Source organism: Mobiluncus mulieris (assembly GCF_014204735.1).
Classification (GTDB): Bacteria; Actinomycetota; Actinomycetes; order Actinomycetales; family Actinomycetaceae; genus Mobiluncus; species Mobiluncus mulieris.
Map to the genome: position 1 here is coordinate 880,278 of NZ_JACHMA010000001.1, position 12,615 is coordinate 892,892.

Here is a 12,615-nt window from a genome sequence, read left to right on the forward strand (position 1 = left end):
ACTCCGATGCCTCTCTAACTTAGGGAACCAGGTGGGACATAAACTAGGATTGCTTCATGCGAAACAACACGGGAAAGCACACGCAGTGGCGCAGCATTCTCGGCGACGTATCTTTTTTCGCCTTGAAGTTCTGGTTTCCCGCGTTGATAGCAGCCGGCGTGTTTCCCTCCTTGATTGCGTATTCGGGGGTGGTGTTTTCCGCCCTGGCCTTGTGGATTGTGGCGGGGATATTGGCCGCCGGGTTGATTATCAGCCTGGCACACGGATATCGGATGGGGTCGACCCACCGCTATCACACCTTGGCAACCTTGGTGGAATCCCAGTTGGGGCGGGTGCTGGGGGCATTCACGGCTGCGGCTTCCATCCTCAGCTTGCTGATTGCAGTGTCGGCATTGGTGTCAACGGGGGTCACCTTTGTGGTGACCTTGCTGGAACTGGGGGACTGGTGGCGCTATGTGTTGGTGATTGGTGGTTTCGGGCTGCTGCACCTGGCGATGTGGAAAGCGGATTTGGTGCGACGTTTGGTTCCGCTGGTGACTTTGCTGATTTTCCTGGCCGCTTGCGCGGTGTTGATATATGGCTACCTGAATTATTTTAGCGCCGGGGCACACCCCGGCCTGTGGCAGTTGTTAAGCGGCTCTGCTTTGGCGAAAAATGCTTTGACCAGTTCCTATTTTTCGGCCGGGTGGCAGGCAATCGCCGTGGCTGCCTTGCTGTTGGTGCCAGTCAGTCCGCCGTTGGCCATGTATCGCAATGAAACTCCCGATCGCCCGATTTCCAGCCGTTCGTTTCACTTGTTGGGTGCTTCGGGAGCGGTGTTCTTTGCTTTGATTGTCTACCTGTCTTTCACTGTGAAGGGCTTCGAATGGATGCGTCTGGAAGCGGTGGTGCAAGGGCCGGGGAACCTGGTGCTGCTGCTAGAGGTAATATTGGCGGAAAATAGTCTGTTTATATTCCCCCTGGTGGTGTTGCTGGCGGTGGGTAGCCTAGTTGCGGCCTATATCTATCTTTCCAGTGCTTCGGTGTTGCTCACGGAATTGGGGCGACGTAATCTGTGGGTACATCAGGTACCGCTGGGGTGGCGGGAGCGATGGCGTGCCGCCACTGTGGTGGTGTTCCTGTTGTCCGCTTTGATTTTGGCTGTGTTCGCCCACACCCGTATGGATTACGTGGCGCTATCTTGGGTTTTTTTCGTCGCTATCTCGACTTTCCTGGGGCAAGTGGCGCGTCTGAAAATGTGGCGGCAACGATTTTGGTCGGGTGATACTTTCCGCCAGCGACACGCCGCGCGGCGCAATATCCAGATAGCCTGGCTCAGTGTGGGCATCAGCCTGGGGATTTTGGTGGTGGTGACTTTGGGTTTCAACTCGGGGTGGCTGCTGGTGGGTCTCGGGGTGTGGCTGGGTTTGGGTATAGTCATCGTAGTTATGAACCAAAGTTACCGGGTTTCCACCAAGAAAGTAGCAGCGATTATGCGCAGTTCTGATTCTTTGCAACGTTCCACGGCGTTGGTTCTGGTGTCTGATTTCAGCGCCAGTTCTACGAAAACGATTCGATATGCTTGGGCGGCACATCATCCGCGTGTCGAGGTGGTAATGGTGGTGGATGACGCGGAATCGGCTGTCGCGTTACGCCAGGTTTGGACGGGGCTTGATTTGAGGGTGCCGCTGACCTTGCTGGAAGCCCAGGATTCGGATCATATCGGGCCAGTGGCGCGTTTTGTACAGTCTCTGTTGGATACGGACGAGGCGACTACGATTTCCGTGTATTTGCCCCGTCAAATCACAGGGTGGCGGTTGTTTGGTTTTATGTATAACTCGACCCAGCGTGCCTATGCGCATCGCCTGGGGCGTATGAATCGGGTAACTATCACTTGGGTGGGATTGCGGCCATGAACAAGAATAATATCGAGGTCATAGAGATTACATCGGTGGCGCACGGCGGGTTTTGTGTCGGGCGGTTGGCTGGTGGCAAGGTGGCTATGGTTCGCGGCGCCTTGCCGGGGGAACGGGTTCGGGTTCGAGTTACTTCCGAGCGTTCCAAGGTGGCGTATGCCCAGGTGGTAGAGGTATTGACTGCTTCTCCGGATCGGGTGGAGCACATTTGGTCGGAAGGCGCAGCGGCTGGTCTTGGTGGGGTGGAGCTTGGTCACGTGGCGTATCCCGCTCAGTTGCGTTGGAAACGTGAAGTGCTGGCCGAGGCTTTGCGGCGCAATGGTTCGGACGCTTTGGTGGCCGAGGTTTCGCGGGTGGCTCCCGATTGGTCGGTGGCTTCATTAGGTGCCAGTCCGGGACGCAGTCGCGTAAGTTTTGCACTTGATTCTGCCGGATTTCCGGTAATGAGCGAGGCGGGAACTCACCGCCAACACCGGATTTCTAGTTTCCCATTGCTGGTTGCGAACCTGGAGGGGCTGCGGCTTTTTGACCGTAAATTGGCCTTTGCCCCGGGTTCGCGGGTGAAAGCCGTGGCACCTTCGGCTTCCGCCCCGGTGTTCGCGGTGGGCAGCGAGGTTTTCGATGCGGATTTTGTCCCGACCACGCCCCGGGTGCGCGAGGTGGTGCGGGTGGGGGCGCGGGAGCATACGTATCGGATTTTTGCCAGTTCTTTTTGGCAAACGGACTACCGCGCCCCGGCAGTGCTGGTGGGGGAGTTGCTGGCGGGAGTGGGTGACATTAGTGACTTTGAAGTGCTGGAGCTGTATTCGGGCTCGGGATTGTTCTCGGTGTTTCTGGCCGAGGCTATTGGTGATTCCGGCCGGTTGACGACCGTGGAAGGCGACCGAGTGGCGGTGAAATCAGCGGGGTATAACTTGCAGCACGCGGGTTTTGAGGATACGCGGTCGCGGGTGGAACGGGCGGCGGTTTCGGCGCGGTTTTTGCGGGGGTTGGATTTTGGTCAGCGGTTCATGAGGGGCACCCTGGTTGTGGCCGATCCACCTCGCTCCGGGCTGGGTAGGGATGTCGCGGGGGCGATTTGTGGGCTAGAGCCGGATTTGGTGGCTTTGATTAGTTGTGACCCGGTCAGTTGTGCCCGTGATTTAGAAGCTTTGCGTCGGGGTGGATACCGGCTGCAATCCTTCCGGGTTTTCGACCTGTTCCCCTACACCCAACATGTCGAGGTTTTGTCAGTGCTGGGACGTTAAGAATTTCCGCAACTTGTTGCCAAGCGATGAATTTTTTTTGATTTGACGGCACGCTTTTTGTACGAGGGGCTAACCGCAAATCGTAGAAATATCCCGCCTGTGGATTTGTCCGCAAGCGGGATATTTTAACTGTAGCATCGATGGGGTGTGTTTACACCTTGGAGCCAATCGCAAGCCATGATTGCCCCAAAAGCGCTGACGTGTCGGCTATTTAGTTGGTTATCCTTTCCAGATGACGTCTTGGTGGGCGGCGATGTATGCCTCGGCTTTTTTGACGGTTTCGTCAACCTCCTTGCGCCAGGCAGTGAACTCCTTAATGTTTTTCTCGATTATCGGAGCCTGGATTTTCGCGACCTCCTGGGCGACACGGTTAACGAAGTCCACCTTGGTCTTACACTGGACATCTTTTAAGGCTAAGGTAATCTGCTGCTCATTGACTTTGGTGAAGTCGGCACCAACTATTACACTGTATGTGTTGTTGCCGTCCTTTTTCTTCTTTTGGCGGATACCGACTTCCTGGTAGCACTGATTTAACTCTTTCAAGGCTTGCTGGTACTCTTTGGATTTGGGTAGCTTGGTTTGCTTAATTGTCCAAAAATCTAGTTCCAACGCTGCTGGAGTGCGAAGGTCATCGAGTCTCCCTTCGTCGAAGTACTTGACTTCTGGGGTATTGTTGCACTTTTTCTCGAGGAGAGTGCTTTGCTCGTTGGTCAGTTCAGGGGGTTCAGCCTCGAATTTGAAGTCTTTGGGCTGGGGAATGATGTCGTTGGCTACCTGGTCGGCAAGAGTGGCCGGTCCAGTATAGGCGAACCTGTTGGCCATTTCTTCTGTCCAAGGACCCAGTTCTTTGAACATGGCATATTCCGGCGCATCCCCGCCCCCGACTCCCGAGGCTAGAAAGGGAATGCCGAGTTTCTTAGCGCATACCGCTCGCGCCACCACATAAGCATCAGCGATTCGAGCACTTTCCGCGTGTGAAACATAAAGGAATTTATCGCCAGGTAACTCCACGGTGGCGGTTTCGGGATTCACTTTGGCGGTCATGTCCATCCCGGAAACCGATGATGCAGCGGTATTATCTCTCTGGGTATTTTCTGCGTTGGTGTTGGCGGGGTGACCTGCGCCACAGCCCGCCAACACCAACAACAAAGAACACGCCATAAAAGCAAATTCTTTTCGCATCAGTTACTCAATCTACTTGCAGTCGTCAAACTTAATGGAACCAATTCGATTTTCCCAATTCTCATGCGCAAAGGGGCCTCTACCAGCGCCATTCCTCAAAAACGGATCTTGATAGTTTCCGCCTACACGGTGTTGACTTGCTAGGTAGAAATAGTGTCCTGTGAGATCATCGTTATCGTAAAAGTACGTTTTTTTGCATCTCCCGTTTGCTGCTGCAGAATTTGAATTATTGTTCAGATTTCCCCCTACAGTAGCTCTATGACTACTCGTGGTCCAAGGGTATCCTCTGTAATCTTTGTATTGCCAGAGGCAGGCATACCCCCTCGGACAACCGGTAGCCTGGCGCACGGAGATGCCCGAGTCCTCTGATGGCAGGGTCTCGTCGCCCGCCTCGGGGGTGGCATCGTCGGTGGTTTCCTCGACGGCGTTCACCGCGAGGGAGTCATCCAGGGAATCGTCGACGGCAGTGGCGGAGGGAATCGCCAGCAGGGACATGCTCACGGCGGCAGCCAAGGTCATGGCAGCGCCTAGAATCTTCTTTTTCATGTTTTTCCTCCTTTATTAGGGGTATATTGGTATGGTCGTCATCGGCCACACTGCGATAGTACAGGGTTAAGAGTCGAGGCACTAGAGTAAAATTACCATAATTTTTAAAATGGTATCGATGCAGGTCAGAGTGACAAAATGCATCGCACACCCAGCTATCTAGCAAAATAGAGTAAAATTACCCTAGACGCTGCGGGAGGGGTCTGATATATTGCCCTAGACCTAGCTATGATTAGCTGAAAGGGAAAATAATGAAAAAAATCTGCGCTATGTTGAGTGTAATATTGATTGCTTCTGTACCATTTTATTGGAAGAGTGATTTATTTACAGATAGAGAACAAAATGAAACGAAACCGATTGTAACTTATAGGGTGAGTGTAAAAGATATTGATTTATGTTTTGTGTTTCAGTGGTGGTGTGAGTGAAAGGTTTTAATTTATGCTACTTTTTTCTAAAAAGAACAACAATATAATAGAAGTACTTTTATTATTTTGTTTTGCCCTATTTTTATTTTTTATGAATATGCCAGATGTTATTAGTGAAGAAAAGGATTATTTCTATCTGATACTAGTGTTTGAAATATTTTTCGCTACTTCGTTAGCTTTAACTGGAGTGTTCCCTGTAACTGGTGGCTTGCTTTATGCTTTATTATATGCAATATTTTCCTCTTTCTCTATACTTAATAAGCCTACAGGGATGTTGTATTTTGGAATGGTTGCAGTTATAGTATTATGGATTACGAGAGGGTGGTATTTATTCGCTGTTTTTGTATATGTAATTTCCCATATTCCAGCGTCATTTACCGCAAATACTGCTTTACAAGGCTATCTACGTTATGTTCTCTTTGAGTTTTTTTGTATTTTAGTTTTTGGTAGTATTAGTAGAGTTTTTGTTCTAAAAATAGCAAAATTTCGTGAGAGAGTAGAGAGATTGTGCAGGATGTTGGACGAACAAGAAAACCGCATCAGAATCCAGCTTGCATCTGAGCTGCATGACTACGTATCCAAGGATTTAGCGGTAATATCAACTATAGCACAAGAGAATCAGGGGACAACAATTGAAGCTGCGAGGCGGGATTCGTGGTCTGCGGTGGCTACTGCGGCGCAACGCGCCGGGGTTAAGCTGCGTATGCTAATAAGTGGCACCAAGACCAGCTTTACCCCAGCAGATATCGTGGAAGCTATTGACCAAGGGAGCTTTATACTTCGGCAACGACAGATTAGGCTTAAACAAATATACGATAAGAGGGACTTTACGTCCCTGAACGACACCCAGGCAAGACTCCTGGTGATGCTGCTGAGGGAAGGGTTGGTGAATATTTTCAAATACTCGCCGGCAAATAGTCGCGCAAAGCTGCAGATTACCAGGAATCAGCAAAACTCAATCTTCGTTCTTATGGAAAACACTATAGCGCCAGAAAGTAAGGTAGGTAAAACTAATTCTTCTGAATTTGGGCTGCGGAATTTGAATTACATTTTTGCTAAAGAGGGGGCGATACTAGTCAAAGAAGATTTTGAAACCACCTGGATGCTGGTTGCTGAGCTTCCAGCAGAAATGGCAGCTCGCTAGGATATAGGCAGGATAAATTACCTCCATGAACGAAAGTATCAAAGTAATCATTGTCGATGACGACGTTGAATACACCACATTACTGAAAAGACTTTTCGAGACACGACAAGAAATGACTGTGGTCGGTATTGCCAATTCTGGCAACCAAGCACTACATTTAATATCACAACTCCATCCGGAAATAGTACTGCTTGATATTGATATGCCAGGTATGAATGGTGTCCAAACTACCAAAACAATTGTCGAACGTTTTCCTACAACTAAGGTTGTTATACTCAGCGCCTATCCCCGCCTAGACTACGTAGAGCAGGCTTTGAGCTGCGGGGCGAGGGGTTTTCTAGTGAAAGGCTCAGATATAGATGATATGATAGGCGGCTTGCAAGCTGTGCGAAGAGGGAAAACAGTCTTAGATAACGAACCGCAAACAGTCCTGATATCTAGCGCACAACGAAAAGCTAAAGTTAAAGGTGCCCATCCAGAATTTGCTAAAGGACTCGATAACTTAGACAAAAGATTCCGGCCACTGTTACCCTACCTGGCGCGGGGACTCTCAGATAAAGAAATTGCTAAAGCACAACATCTCAGTGTGAAAACTGTTAATAATTACATTCTGGAAATACTCAGAACTACCGGATGCTCTTCCCGCACGGAATTTACTTTCAAAGCCCTAGCCACCGGCCTGGTAGAAATTCCGGATGACCTCACGCGGCGCCGCTTTAAAAAGTCATAACAAAGCCTACAATCTAACTCGCTGCTGCGACTAGTCGACTTAGTTAGACCTGACCGCAATCGCGGGCTGTATCCGGGTGGCTCGCCACGCCGGATAAGCCGAAGCCACCAGGCCGACGCTTAACCCGATGATTGGACCGGCGGCAATCCACCACAAGTTCAAAAATGCCGACCAGCCACTCATGAAAGACACCCCCACCACTACCAAGGCGGACAAAGCCGAACCCGCCAGACCACCCAGGAAACCCAGCAACAAACCTTCCACCAGGAACACCGTGGCTACCGCCGCCCGGGAACTGCCCAAGGCACGGCGAATCCCTATCTCGGTGGTGCGGGAAGTCACCGAAACCACCATCGAGTTCGCAATCAGCAGCATCGTCAGCATAATCAAGAACAAGCCAATCCACACCATTTGCCGACTCATCTGAACAGAGACAGTATCGCGCTCATTTTGTGCCGACACCACCAGGGAAGTCACCAGCGAATCCGGGGCGGCGGGCAAGACCACATGGCGCAACACCCGCGCCACGGGAGTCCCGGCACCAATCTTGGTATGAACCATAATCGTCGCCTGGGCATCGGTTCGTGCCCAGCGTAGTCCCATCTGGTAGGGCACGATAATTTCGCGGGTCAAGGACGTATCGGTGTGCAGGAACCCAGCCACCGAAAACTGGACGTGATTGAGCTCCACGCTCAGTCCCGTCAAATCGGCGGTGTGGGGAATCCCCAGGTTTGCGGCAATCTCGCTGCCTAAGAACACCACCGGTAGATTGGAGTCTAACAGGCTGACCGAGCCGGTAGTTTTCACCTCCGAGGCAGCCAGATAACCCGAGGTCACGGCGCGAACCGGGGTGTTATCGCTGCGAAAGCCCGTGGCGAGGCGGGTCACCAGTGGGTCACTGCCCGCCCCGGACATTTCCAGGCTCATCCCGACGTGTTGCACGGTATCCAAGGTAGCGATACGTGACACGGTATCAGCGGGAAAATGCTGGACGATTGGGTTTTCACCCTCAGCGGGCAGTTCGCGGTTCCGGTCTTCGGCATCGAGACGTAGCGATACTGCTTCGCTGAATTCCACTTTGATGGTGCGGTTGGTGGCGGCAGCCAAATCCGCGTCTATCTGGTGGGCAGCATTCGCGGCGATTCCCAGTGATGCCACTAAAGCCCCGATACTCAGCGCCACGGCAGAGAGCAGCAAAACCGTGCGGGAAACCTGGGCTTTCAGCTCTATGGATACGTCATTGAAGTAATCCGCAAGGGTTTCAGTCCGCATGCAACACCCCACTTTCCAGGCGCAACACCCGGTCGGCCCAGTCCCGCAAGCGTTCATCATGCGAGATAACCACCACAGTCACGTCCTTTTCGGCTTGCGCGTCGAGCAACTCCAGGATTGTCGCCGCGTTTTTCTGGTCGAGGTTCCCGGTTGGTTCATCGGCCAAAATTAGCTGTGGGTCGCAAATCACCGCCCGCGCGAAGGCAAGGCGTTGTTTTTCACCCCCGGATAACAGGCGTGTCAGAGCCTCGGCGCGCCCGCTCAGCCCCACGGCTTCCAATGCGCCAGCAATCATCGTCTCGCGCCGGGCGTGGGGGATGTGATTGATGGAGAGCTTCAGCTCGAGATTCTCCGTGACGCTGCGATGCCCCAGGACGTGGAAATCCTGGAACACGAAACCGATTTTCCGGGCGCGAATAAAATTGCGCCGCGCCTCCGGCAGGTGTTCAACGTGCTCGTCTTCAAACAAGTATTCCCCGCCGCTCGGTTCGTCCAGCAACCCCAGAATATTCAACAACGTGGACTTTCCTGCCCCGGAATACCCCACAATCAGCACCTTTTCCCCGGTTTCGACCTCTAGGTTCAAGCCGCGCAGCACCTCTACCGGCGGGGTTACCGCATAAGTTTTGGTCAGGTTGCGTATCGCCAGCAGACTCATGATGACACCGAGACAATAACTTCCGTGCCGACCGGCGGGGTTTTCCCGGCTAAAAGGGCGTATCCGTCGATGGTTTCGGCGACTTTCACGGGGAAATGCTGGTGGTTTTTAGCCAAGATTACATAGGTTTTTTCACCCTCTTGGCGCAGCGCGGTGATGGGCAGGCAGATTCCCTTGACTGTTTCGGTTTCACCCACCGGTTTGAGGCTTACTTTCAGCTCATCTTTTAGCGCCGAGGTGTTTCCTTCCAAGGTGGCAACGAGGTCGCGTCCCCCGAAGGAGCCCAAGTCACTCGACGTACTGAATTCCCCGATTGCAGCGACGGTAGCTATGCCTTGTTTGGTGTTTTCCGCCAGGTCTTTGACTTCCAACCGGGTGCCGACCCCGAGTTTTTGTACCTGCGAAACCTTGGCGCGAAACCGGACGGTGGGGGTGCCGATTTTCAGGGTGACCAGCGCTTGTTCTGCGTTTAGCGGTGTGCCGACCCCGGCGATGTTCTGGACGACGGCTGCAGGGACAGGCAGTGCGACCAGTTCTGATTTCAGGGCGGGGGTGAGTGCGGGTGGTGGTGGAGGGGTGGGGTTTATTGGGGCGGGTTCATGAGGTGTCATCCCGGGTATGGCCTCGGTTTGCGGGGTAGGCTGGTCTATTTCTGGGGGTGTGGGCGGTTTGGGGGGCGGGATTGCCTCGGCGCGCTTGTACAGTAACTCCACAGCATGAGCGGTCATCGGGTTGTAGCGTCCGTGAATCGCGCCCCGATATAATCCCAGCGTGGCCAGGGCTTGTTGCAGCGCGCGAACATCGTCGCCGAAATCATCCGCGTTGATGTCCCGGTACAGGGCAAAGGGCAGTTGCAGCACGATTACTGGCCGCCCGGAGACCCGCCCTAGGACGCTGCCGGATTGCACAGTATCACCGGCTTTCACGGCAGTGTGGGTGACGATGGACGGGTTTGTGCCGCCGGGAATCTTGATGTTCTGGTTGGAACCGGTAGAGATTACACCTTCCAGGTTTTCGGTGGCTTTGTTCAGGGTGCGGTGTTCCACCTTGGCGGTGACGGTGGGCAGTTTTTGCGAGTTGCGGATGGCGGCTTCATTGGGGGAGCGCACCAGCAGGCTAATGAGCACCGCGATGGCGATGAGGGCTCCAAAGAGTATAACCAGTACGACCACCCACGCGTTTCTCGAGGCGTAGAGCTTTTGAGCCAATCGTGGCATGTGTCACCTTTCGTTGTGGTGTAGCGGGTTGCAAAGCCGGGTAGCGCTTGCTTCACGTACGTTCTTTACAAAGACCGACACAACGTACCAAACAATTGTGGTTCAATGCTAGAGGTAAAATTACCCTATTTGGTATGAGCCCTGGTGGCGGCTATTTTTGAATTTTTCAGTGTTGTTGGGGGTGGGTGGGAAAACCGGGAAAACACGCCCCTGGCCGTGTTTCGAGCTTTTGAATAAAATTGGGCGCCACCTGGGACTACGGGGTGCTTTTCGAAAATAGGGTAAATTTACCTATAGCTGTCGAATTTGAGTCTGGTTTAGAATAGGGTTTAAAGAAAGTATGCAAAAGCTGAGGTGAACATGCTCCAGGCTATCACGACCATGACCAGGCGAAACGGTACGAGGTTCGAAGTCCTGTTGTTTGCACTCATTGCTCTTGTATTGCTGCTAATGAACGTACTTCGACTTATGTGGCTGGATTTCGATGGCAGAGCCCTAATCATTGGATTCGAGCTATTTTTTAGTTTAGCTCTGTTTTTGGCGGGTAAGTTTACTTTTCTTGGTGGGGTCTTGTACATAATTTTTTATGCGATATCAAATTGTGTGCCGTTTCTTAGCGTTCCGACAACTTTCTTGTATTTAGGAATGATACCGATTTTAGCCCTATGGATAGCTAATAGGTGGTATCTAGTAACTGTCGTTGCCTATGTGCTCTCTCATTTGCACATCGTTTTTATAGCCGATGAGAACATGCGATTCTACTTGGAGTATTCAGTGCTAGAGCTTTCGCTTGCGCTCATCATCGGCCTCGGTATACGGCTAAACGCTAAGAAGGTGGAAAGCTTGCAACTAAATCTAGTCAGCGCCCAACAGCAAATAGAAAATCAAGAAAGGGAAATTCGTCAAGAACTATCGGCGGAACTTCATGACCACATAGCCAAGAACTTGGCATTAATGTCAATTATAGCACAAGAACGTGTGCTATCAACCAGTGGATCGGAGGCTCCTCGGGACTGGTCGTCTATTGTGGTGTTGTCTCAACAAGCATCTGCTTCGCTAAGATTTCTTATTAGTGGGATGAAAGAAAAGGTCACGTCCGAAACGATTCGGAACATTATCGAGCAAAACAAGATACTCTTGAAACAAAGGCGGTTTCAAGTCCTTTTTACCTTCAATTATGATGATATCACCGTACTAGACACTGGTCAATTGAAATTGCTGGCTTTATTACTTAGAGAAGGTTTTATGAATATTTTCAAATACTCTTCACTAAAATCCAAAGTACAGTTTTCTTTACACCTAGACCAGGCTGGGTCGCTCTACGTGTTGCTTTCAAACGAAATAAACGCCAAGACTTCAGTTTCACCATCGCTTACGTCTAATTTTGGTCTAAATAACCTTTATCGGGTATTCGAAAAAGAAAAAGCTAGTATTGTCGCTACTAAGGCAGAGAATATATGGCTTTTAAGCGCACTGATTCCAGCCTATTCCCAGATTGATAGGAGGCGAAATGGTATCGACACCAATGATTGAAATCCTTATAGTTGACGATGATGCAGAATACAGCTCTCAACTGGCTACTTTGCTTTCTCATAGTAGCGAAATCCGAATTGTTGGAATTGCCGATAGTGGCGAGTCTGCCTTGGAGTTAATTCCGCAACTTCAGCCCGATATAGTCCTCTTGGACATCGACATGCCCGGAATCGGTGGTTTGGCAACCCTTCAGTTAATTGTTCAAAATTTCGACAATGTCCAGCCTGTAATTCTCAGCGCCTTCCCGCATCCTGAAAATGTTGAACGTGCCTTAGGCGCTGGAGCCAGAGGGTTTCTGGTTAAAGGCTCTACCATGCAAGACTTAGTGAATCAGCTGCGCACCGTTGTCCAGGGCAAGATACCGATAGATAGCGAGCCGGAGCAAGTGCTGATATCCAATGTTTCAAAAAAGATACAAGTTCGGGATTCCTTCCCTGAGTTTGCTCAAGGGGTCTCTGGCTTACCCGAACGTTTCAGACCATTGCTCCCATACCTTGCCCGCGGTAAGTCCGACAAGGCTATCTCTAGGGAACTTCACCTCAGTGTTAAGACCATTCGTAACTATGTTACGGAAATTCTCGAAGTAACTGCGTGCGAGTCTCGCACTGAATTCGCTTTCAAAGCGCTATCTACTGGTCTGGTAGAGGTTTCACCGGACTTGCTATAGTCCTTGATCTGCAGTTATGTGGCTTCCAGGAAAATTGGGTAATTTTACTCTACGCTTTGGGCGGTGATTGTTTCTAACCGTCTGGTAGAATAACCTCCA

11 protein-coding genes are annotated in these 12,615 nt (G+C 51.4%); 6 read left to right on the forward strand and 5 right to left on the reverse strand.

All coding sequences use genetic code 11. The features are described 5' to 3' along the window. Positions 1-56: 56 nt before the first annotated feature. Both F4555_RS04035 and F4555_RS04040 read left to right on the forward strand, forming a co-directional pair. The gene (locus F4555_RS04035; protein ID WP_004012463.1) at positions 57-1,895 is read left to right on the forward strand and encodes an APC family permease; all 1,839 of its coding nucleotides are present in this window, start codon (positions 57-59) and stop codon (positions 1,893-1,895) included. Beyond that, positions 1,892-3,142: a class I SAM-dependent RNA methyltransferase gene (locus F4555_RS04040; protein WP_115326054.1), complete on the forward strand. Its 1,251-nt coding sequence runs from the start codon at positions 1,892-1,894 to the stop codon at positions 3,140-3,142. The genes F4555_RS04035 and F4555_RS04040 overlap by 4 nt, the downstream gene beginning before the upstream one ends. 219 nt (positions 3,143-3,361) lie before the next feature. On the opposite strand, the gene F4555_RS04045 is transcribed toward F4555_RS04040, so the two are convergent. Then, positions 3,362-4,324 (reverse strand): hypothetical protein, encoded by a 963-nt coding sequence (locus tag F4555_RS04045; protein ID WP_115326053.1) that lies wholly within the window; start codon positions 4,322-4,324, stop codon positions 3,362-3,364. A 12-nt stretch (positions 4,325-4,336) separates the two neighbouring features. Then, the gene (locus tag F4555_RS04050; RefSeq protein ID WP_115326052.1) at positions 4,337-4,870 is read right to left on the reverse strand and encodes a peptidase inhibitor family I36 protein; all 534 of its coding nucleotides are present in this window, start codon (positions 4,868-4,870) and stop codon (positions 4,337-4,339) included. Positions 4,871-5,308: 438 nt separating this feature from the next. Here F4555_RS04050 and F4555_RS04055 point away from each other — a divergent pair, with 438 nt between their 5' ends. Both F4555_RS04055 and F4555_RS04060 read left to right on the forward strand, forming a co-directional pair. Continuing rightward, positions 5,309-6,439 carry a sensor histidine kinase gene (locus F4555_RS04055; protein ID WP_112664867.1) on the forward strand — a complete coding sequence of 377 codons (1,131 nt, stop codon included), beginning with the start codon at positions 5,309-5,311 and terminating at the stop codon, positions 6,437-6,439. A gap of 25 nt (positions 6,440-6,464) precedes the next feature. Beyond that, positions 6,465-7,169 carry a response regulator transcription factor gene (locus tag F4555_RS04060; RefSeq protein WP_004014955.1) on the forward strand — a complete coding sequence of 235 codons (705 nt, stop codon included), beginning with the start codon at positions 6,465-6,467 and terminating at the stop codon, positions 7,167-7,169. A 39-nt stretch (positions 7,170-7,208) separates the two neighbouring features. Here the strand turns inward: F4555_RS04060 and F4555_RS04065 are convergent, their stop codons facing one another. The 3 genes from F4555_RS04065 to F4555_RS04075 are packed head-to-tail and all read right to left on the reverse strand — an operon-like array spanning position 7,209 to position 10,316. After that, on the reverse strand, positions 7,209-8,441 hold the full coding sequence (locus F4555_RS04065) for an ABC transporter permease (RefSeq protein ID WP_115326051.1): 1,233 nt from the start codon (positions 8,439-8,441) through the stop codon (positions 7,209-7,211). Further along, entirely contained in the window at positions 8,431-9,099 is a 669-nt protein-coding gene (locus F4555_RS04070; protein ID WP_115326050.1) for an ABC transporter ATP-binding protein, read from the reverse strand. The genes F4555_RS04065 and F4555_RS04070 overlap by 11 nt, the downstream gene beginning before the upstream one ends. Beyond that, a complete protein-coding gene (locus tag F4555_RS04075; protein WP_103759024.1) occupies positions 9,096-10,316 on the reverse strand; it encodes a peptidoglycan-binding domain-containing protein in 1,221 nt (406 codons plus the stop codon). Before F4555_RS04075 ends, F4555_RS04070 begins: the two co-directional genes overlap by 4 nt. A gap of 450 nt (positions 10,317-10,766) precedes the next feature. Between F4555_RS04075 and F4555_RS04080 the strand changes: the two genes are divergently transcribed. Both F4555_RS04080 and F4555_RS04085 read left to right on the forward strand, forming a co-directional pair. Further along, complete coding sequence (locus F4555_RS04080; protein ID WP_249933577.1) at positions 10,767-11,849, forward strand: hypothetical protein; 1,083 nt, start codon at positions 10,767-10,769, stop codon at positions 11,847-11,849. Further along, positions 11,827-12,516: a response regulator transcription factor gene (locus F4555_RS04085; protein WP_252865132.1), complete on the forward strand. Its 690-nt coding sequence runs from the start codon at positions 11,827-11,829 to the stop codon at positions 12,514-12,516. The genes F4555_RS04080 and F4555_RS04085 overlap by 23 nt, the downstream gene beginning before the upstream one ends. The last annotated feature ends 99 nt before the right edge of the window (positions 12,517-12,615 follow it).